The 17,604-nt window shown below is 52.9% G+C and carries 17 protein-coding genes; 3 read left to right on the top strand and 14 right to left on the bottom strand.

All coding sequences use genetic code 11. The annotated features are described in order from the left end of the window. The 3 genes from KO503_RS01515 to KO503_RS01505 form a co-directional block, all read right to left on the bottom strand. The gene (locus KO503_RS01515; RefSeq protein ID WP_215989835.1) at window positions 1-1,644 is read right to left on the bottom strand and encodes a peptidoglycan -binding protein; all 1,644 of its coding nucleotides are present in this window, start codon (window positions 1,642-1,644) and stop codon (window positions 1-3) included. Between the two features lie 3 nt (window positions 1,645-1,647). Next, entirely contained in the window at window positions 1,648-2,823 is a 1,176-nt protein-coding gene (locus tag KO503_RS01510) for a biopolymer transporter ExbB (protein ID WP_215989834.1), read from the bottom strand. A 75-nt stretch (window positions 2,824-2,898) separates the two neighbouring features. Next, window positions 2,899-3,453, bottom strand: coding sequence for a gamma-glutamylcyclotransferase (locus tag KO503_RS01505; RefSeq protein WP_215989833.1), 555 nt, complete (start codon window positions 3,451-3,453; stop codon window positions 2,899-2,901). A 102-nt stretch (window positions 3,454-3,555) separates the two neighbouring features. Between KO503_RS01505 and KO503_RS01500 the strand changes: the two genes are divergently transcribed. Continuing rightward, the gene (locus KO503_RS01500; RefSeq protein WP_215989832.1) at window positions 3,556-4,557 is read left to right on the top strand and encodes a DUF2125 domain-containing protein; all 1,002 of its coding nucleotides are present in this window, start codon (window positions 3,556-3,558) and stop codon (window positions 4,555-4,557) included. A 176-nt stretch (window positions 4,558-4,733) separates the two neighbouring features. Here KO503_RS01500 and KO503_RS01495 read toward each other — a convergent pair whose 3' ends face one another. The 10 genes from KO503_RS01495 to KO503_RS01450 form a co-directional block, all read right to left on the bottom strand. Continuing rightward, a complete protein-coding gene (locus KO503_RS01495; protein ID WP_215989831.1) occupies window positions 4,734-5,654 on the bottom strand; it encodes a prephenate/arogenate dehydrogenase family protein in 921 nt (306 codons plus the stop codon). Next, window positions 5,651-6,739 (bottom strand): histidinol-phosphate transaminase, encoded by a 1,089-nt coding sequence (gene hisC, locus KO503_RS01490; protein WP_215989830.1) that lies wholly within the window; start codon window positions 6,737-6,739, stop codon window positions 5,651-5,653. Before hisC ends, KO503_RS01495 begins: the two co-directional genes overlap by 4 nt. Window positions 6,740-6,936: 197 nt before the next feature. Continuing rightward, a complete protein-coding gene (rpsD, locus tag KO503_RS01485) occupies window positions 6,937-7,557 on the bottom strand; it encodes a 30S ribosomal protein S4 (protein ID WP_215989829.1) in 621 nt (206 codons plus the stop codon). 276 nt (window positions 7,558-7,833) lie between these two features. Beyond that, window positions 7,834-8,895 (bottom strand): Hint domain-containing protein, encoded by a 1,062-nt coding sequence (locus KO503_RS01480; RefSeq protein ID WP_215989828.1) that lies wholly within the window; start codon window positions 8,893-8,895, stop codon window positions 7,834-7,836. Between the two features lie 126 nt (window positions 8,896-9,021). After that, window positions 9,022-9,585, bottom strand: a complete 564-nt coding sequence (locus KO503_RS01475; protein ID WP_215989827.1) for a hypothetical protein — start codon at window positions 9,583-9,585, stop codon at window positions 9,022-9,024. A gap of 457 nt (window positions 9,586-10,042) precedes the next feature. Further along, the gene (locus KO503_RS01470) at window positions 10,043-10,375 is read right to left on the bottom strand and encodes an NIPSNAP family protein (RefSeq protein WP_215989826.1); all 333 of its coding nucleotides are present in this window, start codon (window positions 10,373-10,375) and stop codon (window positions 10,043-10,045) included. Beyond that, window positions 10,372-10,860: a TRAP transporter small permease gene (locus tag KO503_RS01465; RefSeq protein ID WP_215989825.1), complete on the bottom strand. Its 489-nt coding sequence runs from the start codon at window positions 10,858-10,860 to the stop codon at window positions 10,372-10,374. Before KO503_RS01465 ends, KO503_RS01470 begins: the two co-directional genes overlap by 4 nt. Continuing rightward, on the bottom strand, window positions 10,860-12,149 hold the full coding sequence (locus KO503_RS01460; RefSeq protein WP_215989824.1) for a TRAP transporter large permease: 1,290 nt from the start codon (window positions 12,147-12,149) through the stop codon (window positions 10,860-10,862). Before KO503_RS01460 ends, KO503_RS01465 begins: the two co-directional genes overlap by 1 nt. 132 nt (window positions 12,150-12,281) lie before the next feature. Then, entirely contained in the window at window positions 12,282-13,256 is a 975-nt protein-coding gene (locus KO503_RS01455) for a TRAP transporter substrate-binding protein (protein WP_215989823.1), read from the bottom strand. 31 nt (window positions 13,257-13,287) lie between these two features. Beyond that, window positions 13,288-14,184, bottom strand: a complete 897-nt coding sequence (locus KO503_RS01450) for an NAD(P)-dependent oxidoreductase (RefSeq protein WP_215989822.1) — start codon at window positions 14,182-14,184, stop codon at window positions 13,288-13,290. Between the two features lie 135 nt (window positions 14,185-14,319). Between KO503_RS01450 and KO503_RS01445 the strand changes: the two genes are divergently transcribed. Then, window positions 14,320-15,060: a FadR/GntR family transcriptional regulator gene (locus KO503_RS01445; RefSeq protein ID WP_215989821.1), complete on the top strand. Its 741-nt coding sequence runs from the start codon at window positions 14,320-14,322 to the stop codon at window positions 15,058-15,060. 35 nt (window positions 15,061-15,095) lie between these two features. Beyond that, on the top strand, window positions 15,096-16,748 hold the full coding sequence (locus KO503_RS01440) for a thiamine pyrophosphate-binding protein (RefSeq protein ID WP_215989820.1): 1,653 nt from the start codon (window positions 15,096-15,098) through the stop codon (window positions 16,746-16,748). Window positions 16,749-16,952: 204 nt separating this feature from the next. On the opposite strand, the gene KO503_RS01435 is transcribed toward KO503_RS01440, so the two are convergent. Continuing rightward, window positions 16,953-17,501, bottom strand: coding sequence for a YaeQ family protein (locus KO503_RS01435; RefSeq protein ID WP_215989955.1), 549 nt, complete (start codon window positions 17,499-17,501; stop codon window positions 16,953-16,955). Window positions 17,502-17,604: the final 103 nt, after the last annotated feature.

Genomic DNA, 17,604 nt, shown 5'->3' with positions numbered 1-17,604 from the left:
CTATTTTTCTGTGAGTTTTAACTCAATTCGACGATTTTGAGCCAAATCAGCAGGACTATCCCCTGAGGCAATCGGATGAAATTCGCCAAAGCCTGCCGCTGCCAAACGACTTCCCGGAAACCCAAGCGCATCCGTCATATAGCGCACAACGGACAAGGCCCGTGCTTGGCTTAATTCCCAGTTATCTTTGTAGTCGCCTGTCCCTGACAGGGGCACTTTATCGGTATGGCCATCCACGCGGATCACCCAATCGATTTCCGCAGGAATGTCTTGGGACACCTCGGACAGAATACGAGCGACACGTGCGATTTGCGTTTGGCCGTTGGTCGCCAAGGTTGCTGAGCCCTGATCAAACAGAACTTCTGAAGAGAATACAAAGCGATCGCCCACGATGCGCACGCCATCACGATCCCCTAGAATTTCGCGCAAGCGGCCAAAGAATTCTGATCGATAATTTTGCAATTGCTTGGCTTCGTCCTCCAAGCGCTTGCGTTCGGCTTCTTCCAATTGCGCCCTGCGGCGCTCTTCGGCTGCGACCTGAGCAAGAGCAGAATTAAGACGCGATGTCAGAGCATCAATTTGCACATTGGCCTCGGCATCGCGCTCTGTGCGATCATCCAAAATGGCTTGCAAAGACGCCAACTGACTGCGCAACGCCGAGACCTGTTGATTGAGCAAGCTCACTTTGCGTTCACTTTCTGCCGATTTTTCACTCTCATCCGCAAGCGCAGCTTTGGCCGTTGCCAACAAAGCCGCCTGCTTTTCTGCTTCAGACACTTGAGACTGTACATCAAGATCAAGCGAACGACGGGCGGCTTCAGCTGCTGCGAGTAAGGTCAACGTTTCTTCTGCAGACTTGCGCTCCTCTTCAAGCGCAAGGGTCAATGCGGTTAACTCATCTTGCGACGTCGCCAGCTTATCACGTAACGCATGTAAAGCGGCTTGATCTAAAATGCGGTTTTTCTCGGCCTCATTTAAGGCTTCGACTGCCCCATCGGCGCGTGTAGAGGCGGCGGCCAAGGCAGCATCTTTATTCGCAGCATCCGTTTGCAACTGCGCCACCAAAGCATCCAAAGCCTCACGGCGGGCGGCTGCCAAACGCGCATTTTCCGTGGCAACATCGATCTCCTCACGAGCGCGAGCCAAAGCAAGTTGCAAGGCTTCTTGCTCGGAAATAATGCGCGCATTTGCGCTTTCCAATTCTGCGATAGTCGCGAATTGTTCATCGGATAATGCCAAAGCCGTATCACGCTCGGACAACAAACTGGCGACTTGCGCCTCGAACGAGGCAATTTGTGCTTCTTTTTCGGCATTTTGCGTCTGAAGCGCCGCTATCAATGCCGTTTGAGCCGTTGCCGTCTCACGCACCTCACTCAATGTGGCGCGGATCGTGCCAAGTTGATCTTCCAATCCAAATGCACGCTGTTGCTCTAAGCCCAAAGCACGCGCCAAGGCTTCGACTTCAGATGTCAGGGCGTTGAGTTCCGTTTCTTGTCCTGAAATCGTTTCGCGCAGCATCGATTGCACAACCATGAAAATGGTCAATACAAACATCAAAACCAGCAAAAGCGCAGTCATCGCATCGACAAATCCGGGCCAAATCGACCCAGACATACGTTGCGAAGACCGGCGCAAAACGGCCATAACCTATTGATCCTGCGCGGCGATATCGCGCAAAGCACGCGTCAGCGCAGAAATTTCACCGCGCAATGCCGTGGTGCTTTCTTGGCGGCCTGCCGAGAGTTCTTCGAGAATACGCAACAATTGGACGTCGATGGATCGCAATCTCATTCTGCTTTCAGCATCATCGCCCAAGTTTCCATGGACTTCAGACAGAGCATTTTTTTCAAGCACAGTGACAAGGCGCTCTTGCGTGGTGGCGATTTTATCCAAGGCAGCCCCCGTGCCGCCATCATGTTCCATGCGCCGAACCATACGGTCAATCGAATTGGACAGCTGATCGATACGCTCATCAATCAAAGCACGCGAGACATCCGACTGCACGAACAGGTTTTGTAACCCCTCCATCTGCTGAGACATATGATCAAGAACGGCTGCAGCGCCAGACATTTCGCCGTCACCATCACCAGAGGAAAACCCTATGCGTGTGATCGAGGACATCCACTCTTCAAGCTCGCGAAAAAATCGGTTTTGTCCGTGGGAAGCAAACAGTTCAAGCAGACCAACAACCAGCGAGCCCGCAAGCCCCAAAAGGGATGAGGCAAAGGCCGTGCCCATGCCACCGAGTTGCTGTTCTAGCCCCGTCATCAGGCGCGTAAAGACAACGGATGCGCCCTCGCCTTCTTGTGGCGACAGCGCCCGAATGGTGTCGACCAGCGCAGGAACGGTCGTCGCAAGACCGTAAAACGTTCCTAAAAGACCTAAAAAAATCAGTAGGTTGGATATATATCTGGTGATATCGCGTGCTTCATCGATCCGCGTAGCAACGGAGTCTAAAATCGAACGAGAGGACGAACTGGAAATCTGCGACTGCGCACCGCGTTCGCGCATCAACCCCGCAAGCGGCGCCAAAAGCCGAGGCGCGCGTTTACCCTTTTGCTTGGGCCGTATGCCAATAAAACGTTCGATCCAATTGACGGAGCCCACCAATTGCGCCACCTGCCAAAAACAGGCGACAACACCGATGGTAAACACAAAGCCGATGAAACCATTGAGATAAGGATTGGCCAGAAACACAGGCAAAACACGCGGCAAAGCCACGTATCCCCCAAATCCAACCATCCCAAGGACAATCACCATCAAGGTGATCTGTCTCACGGGTTGTGAAAAATGCTGCAACGCCTGTTGATCGGGTTGGTCCATTTGACCCTATCCTGACCTAATGTTTCCTGTTGAATGTACGATAGGGGACGAATGGCGTTCTGCCAACACGCGATTTCAAGACTTTGCCTGCAAACGCATCCGAACTTTGTCTGCCAGCGTCGTAAGCTCGGCGTCTTCCATGCCGATGTCGGTCAAATGGGCGGCTGTGTTGAACAAATAGGCGCTGTTTGGCCCCCGCCCTCCTGTTGCTGATGCGATGATATCAGCTTGGCGATCTAACGTAAGCGGACCGGTGTACTGTTCATGCTCAGGGTCAATCACATAGGCCAAGGCAGTGACCTCGCGCCCATCATCCAACCGCAAATCCACGTGATGCTCGAAATAGGCAGAGGACACCAATTCACGTTCTCGCAAATCCGCAAGACAGCGCAAAGCCGTATCTGCCCCCACTTGAAATGCCACGCCGCGACATGTCGCGCCCGTTTGCGCATCCAATGCCAACACCAGCCCGGGCACCTCGACACTGCCACGATGGTGAATAGACCACATGCAAAACGACCGCGCATAGCCGATCAATGTCGCGGGTGCATGATCGACAAAATCGAATTCTGGGTTCCAGAGCAAAGATCCGTACCCAAAGACCCAAAACCCATCTTTAAACTCATCCATGACTGACCGCGCCCTTGTTTCACAGGCCCACTGGCCAAGTTGCTTGGCTGTGTTTAAACACGTCTTTGGCCGCTGTTGGAAGTCTTGTTGAAAGGGATCGTCATGCGCAAAATCACTTGGGGGCTTTTGGCTGTTGCGATCTTGTACTCTGGCTATTGGTTTGTCGCGGCGCGCGCCAGTGAACATGGGATTAAAACATGGTTAGAGGCTCGCAGCATCGAGGGCTGGCAATCAGAATACACGAGCCTTAAAACGCGCGGCTACCCTTTGACGTTCAAAACCACCCTCACAGATGTCGCAATGGCAGATCCTGCGACGGGATTGGCCTATAGAACACCGAGCATTTCAATCAAAAGTCGCAGTTTTACTCCCACGCGCCTACATGCGGAACTTGCGCAAGATCTGCGCTTGTCCACGCCATTTCAGCACATCGACATATCCAACGCGGCAGCGCATGGCACCTTATTCGTCGAGGTTGGACCTGCGTTGACGATGCACCGCGCAACCTTTGATTTCGACGACCTTATCGCCAAATCCACGCTTGGGTGGGGCTTTTCGCTCGGCAATGCCTCAGCAAAGGCTCAGCGTCTAGAAGATGACATCTTAACGCATGATATCCAAGTGACACTCACGGACCTCGCACCATCTGCGGCGATGATGAAACAGCTTAACCCAAACGGCATTCTCTCTGATCGCTTCGACACACTCAACGTTGATGCCAGTGTGACCTTTAACAAAGACTGGGACATCACAGCACTGGAAGGTCCGCGTCCACAGCCCAGCCACGTGCTGCTGCGCAATATAGCCGCGACATGGGGTGCGCTTGATCTGCGCGTTGCGGGTGAGTTTGATGTGGATGCCCAAGGGATTCCAACCGGAAAAATTGCGTTAAAGGCAACCAATTGGCGCGAAATGATTGCCTTAGCGACAGCCGCAGGCATCATTCCGAAAAATTTCGAAAGCATGGCCTTGCGTGGCGGCGAAATGCTGGCTGGAATGACAGGAAACGCAAATACGATTGATGCTGAGCTTACCCTGTCTCGTGGTTCAATTTCGCTCGGGTTCTTGCCACTGGGGCCTGCCCCGCGCATCACAATCCGCTAAGACATCAACGACACTAGGAAGTCTGATCGATAGCGTTTCGAGGCGAAACGGGGACAATCTGTGTGATGTTTATGCGTATTCAGACCCAAGACACTGCCCACATCATTTAGGCAGCGGCGATTTCGAGGCTCGTCCTCCTAAAAAAATCCACAGGCCCGCTTGGTGATGGGCCTAAATTATGATGGGTCTGTATTGCGACCAAAATTGGGGGCATCTGTATCTTGGCCTGCATCAATAATACCACGACGAATGGCACGGGTACGGGTGAAATAGTCGTGCAAATGATCGCCATCCCCCATGCGAATGGCGCGTTGCAAAGCGAACAGCTCTTCGGTGAATCGCCCTAGAATCTCAAGTGTGGCGTCTTTGTTCGACAAGAACACGTCGCGCCACATGGTGGGGTCAGAAGCCGCGATACGCGTAAAATCACGAAACCCAGCGGCTGAAAATTCGATCACTTCTTGATCAGTGACACGGCTTAGATCGTCGGCAACGCCCACCATAGTGTAGGCAATCAAATGCGGCGTGTGGGACACGACAGCACAAACGAGATCATGATGTTCCGCATCCATGCGCTTGGTATTGGCCCCAAGAGCGCGCCAAAATTCTTCGATCCGCAGGATCTCAGTCTCAGATGCCTCATCCGTCGGCACAATCAAACACCAGCGTTTGTCAAACAATTCGGCAAAGCCGGATTTGGGACCGGAATGTTCGGTCCCCGCCATTGGGTGAGTGCCGATAAATTCAACATTTTCAGGCAAATGGGGCAATACGGATGCAAAGATATCCTTTTTCACCGACCCTACATCAGACACCACAGCGCCCGCTTTCAAAGCTGGCGCGATCTCGGCCATGACAGTCCCCATCGCACCAACAGGCACAGCGAGAACAACCAAATCCGCATTTTTCACAGCCTCACTCGCAGTGTCGCACACGCGATCGACCAGTCCCATCTCATCTGCTGTTGCACGGGTCTCTGCGGACCGCGCATAGCCTGTGATTTCACCAGCCACACCTGCACGGCGCATCGCCAAAGACATGGACCCCGCAATGAGACCCAGCCCGATCAGGGCCACGCGCTCATAGATGACGCTCATCTGCTTTGCTCCAAAAACTGTCCGATCGCATGAGCCACACGACGGCACGACGCTTCATCGCCAACGGTGATACGCAAGCAGTTGGGCAGGCCGTAGCCCGCCACGCGGCGTACCAACAATCCGTTGGATTTGAGGAAAGCGTCACAGTTTTCAGCTTCATCGGCATCAATAAACCGCGCCAAAACGAAATTCGCGCAGGATGTGTCAGACGGTACGCCGTGCTCCATCAAAGCCTCAGCCAGCCAAGCACGCAAACGGGTGTTTTCTTCGCGGCATTTTTCAACCCAATCGCGATCTTTGACTGCCGCCTCAGCTGCTGCCAATTGGGGTTCGGACATATTGAACGGACCGCGTACACGATTAAGCGTGTCGATGATCTCTTGCGGGCCATAGCCCCAGCCAATCCGCGCGCCGCCCAATCCGTAGATTTTGGAAAACGTTCGTGTCATCACAACGTTGTCACGAGTCTCAATCAAAGCCGCGCCGCCATCAAAGGCTTCGACATACTCAGCGTAAGCCCCATCCAATACCAAAATCGTTTGGGGAGGCAAGCCATCTGCCAAACGTGACACCTCGCGTTGGCCAACCATAGTTCCGGTCGGGTTGGCAGGATTGGCAATAAAGACAATCTTGGTTTTTTCGGTGCAGGCCGCAAGAATGGCATCTACATCAACCACGCGCTCGCGCTCAGGCACGCAGACGGGCGTCGCCCCTGCGGCCAATGTCGAGATGCGGTACATCGAAAACCCGTGTTCGGTGTGGATCACCTCGTCGCCAACACCTGCATAGGCTTGGCATAAAAAAGTGATGATTTCATCAGATCCAACACCCACAATGATTTGCTGGGGATCAAGCCCGTGCACATCGCCGATTGCCTGACGCAGCGCGCTGTGGTCCGTGTTAGGATATCTGTGCAATTGATGCGCAGCTTTGGAAAAAGCCGCTTTCGCGCCATCAGGTGTCCCGAACGGGTTTTCGTTCGAGGACAGCTTAACGGCATTATCCTGTCCTGCAATCTTGCTAGGACCACCTTGATACAAGGTGATATCAAGAATTTTGGGTTGGGGTTCAATCACACGGGTCATAGCTCAACTCACGATAAGGGTGTGCTCGTCATACCCTTGTGTGAACCGCAAGGAAAGTCGCTTCAAGCATGGGCGCAAATATGTTGCGCAGGCGCGTCTGTTTTGACGAACAAACAGTCCGAAAGCGCCATCAACACTGCAAACAAAAAGGCCACCCAAGCGGGCGGCCTTTTAAAACTTGGTCGTGATGGCTCAGATTAGTTCTGAGCGTAGAATTCGATCACGAGGTTTGGTTCCATTTGAACAGCGAATGGGACGTCTGAAAGACCAGGCGTGCGCACAAAGGTCGCTTTCAATTTGGAGTGATCCGCATCGATGTAATCAGGAACATCACGCTCAGCCAATTGAGTTGCTTCAAGAACAACTGCGATTTGCTTGGAACGATCACGCACCTCAACAACATCACCTTCTTTAACACGGTATGAAGGAATGTTTACGCGCTTGCCGTTCACTGTGACGTGGCCGTGGTTTACGAACTGACGAGCAGCAAAGACTGTCGCTACGAATTTCGCACGGTACACAACTGCGTCCAGACGGGATTCGAGCAAGCCGATGAGGTTTTCACCTGTATCGCCTTTGATACGCACAGCGTCAGCGTAGATGCGACGGAACTGTTTCTCTGTCAGATCGCCGTAGTGACCTTTCAGTTTTTGCTTTGCACGGAGCTGAAGACCGAAGTCAGACAATTTGCCTTTGCGGCGCTGACCGTGCTGGCCGGGGCCGTATTCACGACGGTTCACTGGGGATTTAGCGCGGCCCCAAATGTTTTCGCCCATACGGCGGTCAATTTTGTACTTGGCAGATGTGCGTTTGGTCACGATCTGGATCCTTTCAGTATGATGCGCCACAATTAAAGCAAGGCCGAATGCCAAGCGCCAATCATGGCAGCGTGTGAAAGGTGCTGTCCTTTGCTTTCCACGAACTATGTGCATTGAGCACAGTTATCGCTTTCGGCCGACAGGCATCCCCTTGCGAGGGCCACCAACACCAATAGTTAACCCGCACACATTTCTGTACACGGGATGAGCGGCTTATATAGGGCTTACAGGGGGTGTCAACCACGCGCCCCAGATTGAGACGCGTGTTTATGAAGTTTATGCGACGTCGTGCATTAAAATCGCAGCTTCAGCACCGGTTAACATGCGGCGTGCCGACGGGCCATAAGAATCACCGAATGCTGCAATGTGCGGAAACCGTTCCAAAAGACGGCATTTTTGATCGTCGGACACATCATCGAGATCCGCGATTTCGGGATGAAAGCTTTCGGTTTCAAGCCCATTGGCCACAATAACTTGATGCGCGTCGAACAAAAGATGGATGTAGTGCACTTGCTTGTGAGTACGATCGATAACGATGGACCTGTCATTGACCAAGTCCTTAGCGGCAACCAACACTTCATCAGCATTGAACAATTCACGCGCCGCTTTACCGGACACCAACATTCTATGATGCGGCGAGACGATCAAATCCTCATCCGGATTGCCCATGCCCAGCGCATCGGCACGCAACCGCACGGGGCGCAATTCGGGCATCGCATAAAGCCGTGCGCCAGACACACGTCGCCCACCAATCCAACGCAGAGCTTGCGGCCCATTGTCTTTGGTTTGCACCCAATCGCCCTCGCGCAGGTCCTCGACCATACGAGCCCCACCCGGGGTCAAAATTCGGGTGCCCGGTGTAAAACAAATCACGGCCCCCTTATTATCAACATGCGCATCACGCGCGGTTGCCACATAGGTCGACACGACCCAAAGGTCGGTGTCTTTGGGGGGCATTTCACCGATGAACATCAATAAAGGAGCGCCCAAATCAGGCGTATCGATCAAAGTGATCTCGTATTTTTTGATCCCGTCAGTGACATCAAACCCACCGTCAAAAAGCCGCGTCCGCGCCTCAGGGTCATGATATATAGGAGCGCCCGCCACGGCAGCACCAATCAACCGCCGCACCGATTGCGCCGCACGTTGATGAAGTTCTGCCTTGCCGATCGCACCGTCGAGCACGAGTACATCACGCGGCCCGTCCACGCAGACAGCCTCTCCTGACCAGCGCCACAATGCGCCGGTCGTGAGTGCGGTGAGCGATGCACGAGTGAGGCCTTCGACCTCTACCTGTGTCCACGCAATGACAAACGTGCCGGAAAAGCCCGTTCTCATAGCCTGTATGCCTGCCAATTTTAGTTTTATATTTTTTATTGACACTAGGCTAACACAAGCGAATCGGTCTGTTAACCATTTTTTTGCATCGCGCGAATCTTCATCAGATGGTTCCGTGCGCGGAGCTTAGAAACGCAGGTTCACGTTCAACGCCCCGCCCATTTGACGGCTTGGTTGGTCTTTGAGGTTTGAACCAAGCCACGTCACGCCATAAGTCGTATCGGCTTTCGAGGCCGAGACCTGAACACCCGACCCACTGTGACCCCGAACGGCCTCAGTCAAATATTCATCGGAAACTAAAATATATTGCGCCAACAAAACAGGGGCGACACCAGTACCAAGCAAGAACTCAACATTTGGATTTATCTGCGCGCCGACTGAGTTGTAAAGCTGCTCTCTAGTCACCTCGCGCAAGGGCAACAGAGCGGTACCTCCTCTGCCCAAAAGTGCATCTGCGCCAAGACGCGGCGTTTCAACCTCGGCTTGTAGTTTTGCAAATGGGTGCAGCTCTGAAATAGCATATGAAGCTGAGTGCCAGCGACTTTGACCGCCCCCATGTAAATCAATGGCGATCAGATGCCCGACCACTGCCCCGACCGTCTGGCGCTCTTGGGACATACCAGGCTGCACAACGGTTAGGCTGACCATAATAGCAAGCATAAGAGCCAAATGGCGCAAAATTTTGTGCATAACGAGGTTTCCTTGAGGGGCAGCTATCTTTATCGAAGTTAGATCAGTTTGGTTAACAGTCCCTATAGATTGCCGAGAATTGGGCACGATTACGTCACAAGTATTGACCACTTTAAGGCGTTGCAGTTCTGCAGCACCTTGCTCTTTGGATTCAAGCGTCACGATTATGGCACGCCAAATGCCATTCATATGCCCCTCAGAACCACGCAAAAATCCATCGGGTCGGGCGACCCAATGGATTTAAAGCAGTTTCAAACGGCGTTCGGAAATCTTAAGTCTTCGACTTCGCCCGCGCACACATCAGCATCAAGATACCCTGCAATGGCGCGTGAAGACGCGATGAACTCCGCACTGGCGTCGCTACAATGGGCCCAAAATGAGGAAGAGACAAAAACGCTATTTGCGTTAACGCAAAACCCCAATGTTGAACACATTGCACTCGCCGACTGATCGTCTTTTACTCCGGCTGCGTTGGAGGCTCGAAGAACGGGGCCGGAATCAAAATCTTGTTCACCTGAGACACAAGGTTTCCGGCCTCAGCGGATTTTTTGAGAAACACTTGCCAATCAGGATCCGCAGCCATCGCAGCGCGCTTTGCGGCACGGTCAGCGGCATCTTTATAGATCCAGATATGAACATATGAATTCACATCGCCTGTCTCAGTCGCGCCGTAAACGACCGGCTGCCCAAGATGCTTGCTTTGCGGGGCCCAGCCAAACTCTTCGTACAGCTTCATATGTTTTTTAATCGTGCCGGGGCGACAGGTGTAAGTGCGGTGATCGTAAATCATTTCGATGGGTCTCCTGAAAAGAATGTGTGTTTTGTTTCGCCAATCAAGCTGGCGATGGTGTGCAGCAACATGACTGCTCCCGAAATTGGGATGGCGGCGTAAAACCCCCGTTCGGGGATTTGCAAGATCGGAGTGAGTGCCGTGGCTTTGTTGAACAAAACCCAGCCATACCACGTCATTACGGCCAGAAATCCAGCACATAAAATCGCAACGATACTGCGTAAAACCCAGCGGGCTTTACCGGCTGGCAGCATAAGTTCCAGCCAATCAACCTGAAAATGATCGCGCTTGATCCACAAAGCAGCCGAGCCAAAGAACACCATATAGGCAAAGCTACCGCGCACAATTTCATCGAACCAAGCAAAGCCACCCAGATCGAAACTGCGTGCCACAACATTGGCTAAGATAAGCACGAACAAGACGACCAAAGACAGCGATGCAATAAAACGCAGCGTGGCCTCGGTGAGTGTTTCAAGACGTTTCATCAATTGCCTCCCAAAACAAGATTGGGCAGCCAAACAGATAGCGCAGGAATCGTCACAACGCCCAGCAGAACCAAGCACAGACCAAAGAGATAAGGCATCAACGCCTTTGACAATCGGCCCACTGAAATGCCAGCGATAGACCCGACTGCGAACAAGACCATGCCTACGGGGGGCGTCAAAAGACCGACCATAGAGCACATGATCATGATCACGCCAAACTGTACCGGATCAATACCGATCTGTGTGACGATGGGCAAAAACAGCGGCACAGTCAGAACGATGACCGCGATGCCCTCAAGGAACATCCCCAGTACCAGCAAGATGAAGACGATGATCGCGAGGATCACAGCAGGGCTGTCAGAGAGCCCCAGCATTGCCTCAACAAGTTGGTTCGGAATGCGCTGTTGAATAAGCAACCATCCAAAGAATCCAGCCGCCGCGATCACAAACATCACACGGATCGTGTGGATCAGACTTTCCCAGACGATCTTGGGCAGATCGCGTGGTTTGACTTCGCGGTAAACAAGCATCGACAACACCAGCGCATAGGCCGAAGCAACCGCCCCCGCTTCGGTCGGGGTGAAAATACCGCCGAAGATGCCCGCGATAATGATAACAGGCGTGAACAACGACAGCGCGCTGTCGAGACCACTGGTGAGAATCTCTTTCCAATCAATATGATCGCGGCGTGGCATTTTATGAACGCGCGCAACAATATAGACGGCGACCATCAACGCGATAGCCATAAGCACCCCAGGCACGACACCTGCAAGAAAGAGCTTTGCGACAGAAACGCCCGTGATGGACGAATACAACACAAAGGGAATTGAAGGCGGAAACACAGGTCCGATGGTTGATGAGGCTGCGGTGATCGCAGCCGAAAAATCACGGTCATAACCGCGATCATTCATGGCTTGCAGCTCGACTTGTCCAAGTCCTGCGGCATCGGCCACAGCAGCACCGGACATGCCCGAAAAGAACAAAGAGGCCAGCACATTGACCTGCCCGAGACCGCCACGGATATGGCCGACGCAGGCATCAGCAAAGCGGAAAATCCGTTTGGTGATACCGCCAGTGTTCATCAAATTGCCTGCGAGAATGAAAAACGGAATGGCCAGCAAGGTGAAGCCTGTCGTGGCCGAAAACATACGTTGCGGGACCATCGTCAGGATAAAGAAATCGCCCTGCAAGGCGTAGAAACCAACGGCCGTGATGCCGAGGGCAAGTGCGATCGGAACACCAAAAATGATGAGCGCGATCAAAGCACCTAGGATAAGAAAAGTTGTCATATTTTATCCGTGAAAGTTGGAAGGCACGAGGCGAAATCCGCCCAGATGCGTTCCGAGTACGTGATCCCGAGATGCGTCCTCACGCTATATGTTGGTGGCGCAAGGACGTCTCGATATGGGTAGAAGTCGAACTTACTCAAGGAAGCCGAGGAAGGTATCCATGTTGTCTTGACCGCTGTATTCAGCAACACGCGCCCGTGCATCGCCCATCTTCGCCGCAAAAGGCGCAAGATCAGGGGTCGTCACCTTCATGCCGCGTTCAATCAGGCCTGCAACTTCTTCGGCTTCTTGCGCTTGAACAGCTTCGCGCATCATTGCCCCAGCAGCAGCACTTTCTTCACGGATAATGCGCTGTTGGTTTGGTGTCAGCGCATCCCATTTATCTTTGTTCACGACATGGACCATCGCGTTGTAAACGTGACGCGTCATGGCCATATGTTCTTGGAAATCGTTAAGGTTGTAATGGTAAATCACGCCGACAGGGTTTTCTTGGCCTTGAACGACACCTTGGTTCAGCGCATTAGGCAGCTCAGGAAACGCGATCTGCGTTGTGGACGCGCCAAGGCCTTCCATAGCGGCGACGATCTGCAACTCAGGCGGCGTGCGCAATTTCAAGCCAACAACATCATCAGGCGTATTGATCGGCTTGATCGAGTTGGTGATGTTGCGGAAACCGTATTCCCAATGAGACAACATCACGAGCCCCTGCGCTTCTAGCTTAGGCGCAACCCAATCGGTGAAATCACCATCAAGAACCTCATGCGCATGCTCGTAGCTGCTAAAGGCAAAAGGCGTCATCGCTGTGCCGAAGGCGCGATCATATTTATCCAGCCCGCCATGCGTTGGCAGCGTCATATCAACAGCGCCAAGAATGGTTTGTTCAAGTTGCTCAGGCGGTGAGCCCAGTTGGTTGGCTGGGAACAGCTCAATCTCAACCGCGCCTCCGGTGCGCGCGCTGACGTTTTCAGCAAATTGGACCGCCGCAAGGTGGCCTGGATGCGTCTCAGCCGCGAAATGCGCCAAGCGCAATGTCACATCTTGTGCACTCGCAGAACTCAGTCCAGCGGCAAGCGCCAACCCTGTCATAAATGTTGTTTTCGTCAGCATGTTATCCTCCATAGATGCTGTTATTTGGGGCTCAGTCCTCTAATCGAGCAACGACCCCCGTCAGTTCTTCATAGGCTTTGATGACAGCCGTGCAGCCCTCTTCGCCATGCCCCATAATCGAGGCCAGCGCGTAGGTTTGATGCACAGAGTCAGCCATAAAGCCGGGCAGTCCCGCATCCCCAAGCCATTCGGTGTAATACCGGACGTCCTTCTGGGCATTTGCGAGCGACATATGGGGGGTAAAGTCCCGTTGTAGGGTCTTTTCCCCATATAAATCCATCATCCCAGACTTGCCTCCCGCAGCTGAAATGATGCTGATCACTTTCGACATATCCAAGCCTTCACGCGCCGCCAAAGCGAAGCCTTCACAGAAGGCTGCAACATTGGCGAAGGCGATGAAGTTGTGGATCAATTTCAATCGGATCGCATGACCCGCTGGGCCAACATGGAATATATTCTCGGCGTAGCAATCAAAGGTTGGACGCAGTTCTTCCAGCAAATCTTCATCGCCACCGAACAAAATATTCACCTGACCTAAGTCTGCGTGAATCGGTGTGCGCGTCATTGGACCTTCGCAATAACGCAGGCCCCGCGCATCACATTCCGCACGCATTTTATCGACATGCGCCACCGAAACGGTCGTATGGTCGAGAAAAATCGCACCTTTTTTCATGTGATCCAGAACGCCGCCCGTACCGAGCGCCATTTTTTGCACCGCTTCCGCCGTGGAAATACAGACAGCGAAGACGTCGCAATCCGCTGCCATTTCTACAGGCGTTGTGCCGCGTTTAGCGCCGAAACCTTCGGCCACTTTGATCTTTTCAGCGTCCAAATCGAGCGCAGTTACATCGCCCCCTTTAAGGGCGATATTCTTGACGACACCGCCGCCCATTCCGCCCAAGCCGACAAATGCAATTTTCTTAGTCATGCGAATCCCTCCGTTGAGTTGCAGAATACAGATTAGCAGTTGTCTGACAACCTGTTTTATGATTTACAGATTTGCATATGGCACTTCCAAGTCGTAAACATAATCAAGTTAGCTTGAAGCCCATCAGGAACAGTTATGCAAAAATCGACCTTATTCGACGCCATCGCACGCCCACGCCGTCTGCCCGACGAAGTGGCACAATCTATTATGTCAGCCATAACAAGTGGCGCGCTCAAGCCTGGGGACAAATTGCCCAGCGAGGCCGAGATGTCTGCGAACTTCAACGTCGCGCGCACGGTCGTACGTGAAGCGATTTCGCTGTTGAAATTTGATGGCGTCGTTGATTCGCGTCGTGGTGTCGGCGCTTTTGTGGCCAACCGCGAAGAACGCACATCGTTCCGCATCAGCCCAGCGTGTTTCGAGAAGCGCCGCGAAATCATCAAGCTGCTGCAACTGCGTACCTCTGTGCAATCAGGTGCAGCCGCATTGGCTGCTGAACTGCGCACTGATGCGCAGATGGAAGTGATCGAGGCCGTGTTGCAAGAACTTCTGGATGCGAACGATAAAGGGCCTGAAACAGCACTCGAAGAACGTGTCGAGGCCGAGTTGCGCCTGTACCAACTGATCACTGAAGCCTCTGAAAACGAATACTTTTGTGACGTGGTCAACATGATCGAAATGAATATACAGAATTATCTGCGCTCCGCGTTTTTAAAAAATGCGGCAGCCTGCGAGTTCGAACCGAACGTTATTTTGGAACACAAGGCCGTCGTGGCCGCAATTAGAGATCAGGCGCCAGAAACCGCACGGGTTGCGACCCGCAAGCGGTTCTCCAACGCCTCTGACAGTTTGGCTGCGCGCAAAGATTTTGCCTAGCCCGACTGCGTATATCAATTCAAGGAGAGGGTCTCATGGGACAATTCAAACATGGTGGGAAAGTGCTTGTCGAAGCGCTGGAACAACAAGGCGTAAAGCGAGTCTATAGTGTTCCGGGAGAAAGCTTTCTTGCCGCGCTGGACGGTCTGTATGATGCAGGTATCTCCAATATCGTGACTCGCCATGAAGGTGGCGCTGCAATGATGGCCGAGGCTTGCGGCAAGTTGAACGGCACACCCGGAGTCGCTTTTGTGACCCGTGGCCCTGGTGCGACGAATGCTTCGGCGGGCGTGCACATTGCGTTCCAAGATTCGACGCCGATGATCTTGTTCGTCGGCCAAGTCGCCAGTGACCAACGCGACCGCGAAGCCTTTCAAGAAGTTGATTACCGCGCCATGTTCGGCCCTTTGGCAAAATGGGTTGCAGAAATTGATCGCGTTGACCGTATTCCTGAGTATGTGAACCGTGCATTCCAAACCGCCCAATCAGGCCGCCCTGGCCCTGTGGTTTTGGCCCTGCCCGAAGACATGCTGTCATCCGCCTGCGACGCCGTTGCGACGCCACGCGCGACATTGCCGTCCGCACAAGCCAATCAAGCCGATGTTGAAGCTATTGTTTCTGCTATGCGAAAAGCGGAGCGCCCTTTGGTGTTGCTTGGCGGGCGCAATTGGTCCCCTGCGGCAGCAAAAGCTATGGCACATGTCGCGGAAACGCTCGACCTGCCCGTCGCGGCCTCGTTTCGCTGCCAAGACTATCTAGACAATCGTCACGCCAATTATATTGGCGATGTTGGTATCGGCATCAATCCAAAACTGGCGCAATGCGTGCGCGATGCAGATGTGATTTTCAGTCTAGGCGCGCGCCTTGGTGAGATGACAACCAGTGGCTATACTTTGTTGGAAAGCCCTGTTTCCAAACAAAAACTGGTGCATGTGCATCTTGACCCCAACGAATTTGGCCGCGTGTATCACCCGACACTTGCCGTCACTGCGGATGCGGGCGCGCTTATCCAACAGGTCTCAGCACAGTTAAAGGCGTCTAAGCCTGCCCCTCGACGCGATTGGACTGACACAGCGCGCAGCAACTTTGAAACATGGCAACAGCCCGTGGAAACACCTGGCGCGTTGAAAATGGAAAACGTTATCGCACACCTTAATAACGTGCTGCCTGATAATGCCATCATCACCAATGGCGCAGGCAATTATTCGGCTTGGCTGCACCGCTATTACCGCTACCGCGATCACGGCACACAACTGGCCCCGACCAGCGGATCAATGGGATACGGATTGCCCGCCGCAGTCGCAGCCAAAATTGAACGCCCCGATCAAGAAGTCATATGCTTGGCTGGGGATGGCTGTTTTCAAATGAGCATGCAGGAATTTGGTGTCGCTTGTGAGAACAATGCCAACATTATCGTGTTGATTTCGAACAATGGCATGTACGGAACCATTCGATTGCACCAGCAAAAGAAATTCCCCAAACGTCCCAGTGGCACGAACCTTCAAAACCCGTACTTCGCAGCGTTTGCAGAGTGCTATGACGCCTTTGGCGCTGTGGTTGAAACGGATGCAGAATTCGAGGCAGCTTTGGCCGCAGCCCGCGCATCAGGTAAACCCGCGATCATTGACATGCGCATAGATCCCAATGCTCTCAGCCCTATGGCTAAACTCGAACAGATTGACACCTAAAGCGAAATCCATCTTTCCATCGCGCAATCGATGACAAGGCGCTCAAATGTCCAAGGCCATGCATTCCATCGCGCGTGCATGGCCTTAATGTCATAGAGCGATCATTGCACAGACCATCCTCAAGCCCGTCCACACAAACCAGACGATGGGCAAACAGGACGATCACATGCGCCAAAACCAACAGCACCTCCCCTGCATGTTGGCCTATTGATTGCTGTCTTTCCATTTAACCGGCGTGACATAAACAATACTGTCATCAACACTGACCATCACATCGCCATCTTGAATGTTCACTTGCAACTTCATCGACCGACTTGCCAGTGCAGCCAGCTCATTTGTGTTTTGTTCCGTCAGGTTGAACACCTGAAGGTTATCAAAACGCGTGGTGCCGTTTTTGATTTTATCCCACCACACCTCAGCCGTCCGACCACCATAACAATAGATCACCACATTGTCGGATTTGCCGCAGGATTGCCGCACGATTTTTTCACTCGGCAGACCCAAGGCCACCCACAACTCAAGCTCGTTGCTCAGGCTTTTTTGCCAAATATCAGGCTCGTCATCCGTTGACAGTCCCTTGGTCATTTCCAAGTTTTCATGCGCATTCAACGCAAAGGCCAAAAGGCGCACCATCAACCGTTCATCCGTCTCAGAGGGATGTTTGGCGATCGTCAACTTATGGGTCTCATAATAGTGACGATTCATATCCGATACGGAAAGTTCGACTTTATAAATAGTGGATTTTTGCGCCATGGCCTGTCCTGACATAGAGAAGATTGTGATGCTTAGGACGTCTGGCGACTTTGTGAAAGCGGATTCACAAAAACCTTTGAAGGGCGCGACCCAGCCGCGCCCG

It is taken from the genome of Pacificibacter marinus (assembly GCF_018860505.1).
GTDB lineage: Bacteria > Pseudomonadota > Alphaproteobacteria > Rhodobacterales > Rhodobacteraceae > Celeribacter > Celeribacter marinus_B.
Note: the sequence above shows the minus strand (reverse complement) of the source record. Positions and strands in the feature narration are given on the sequence as shown.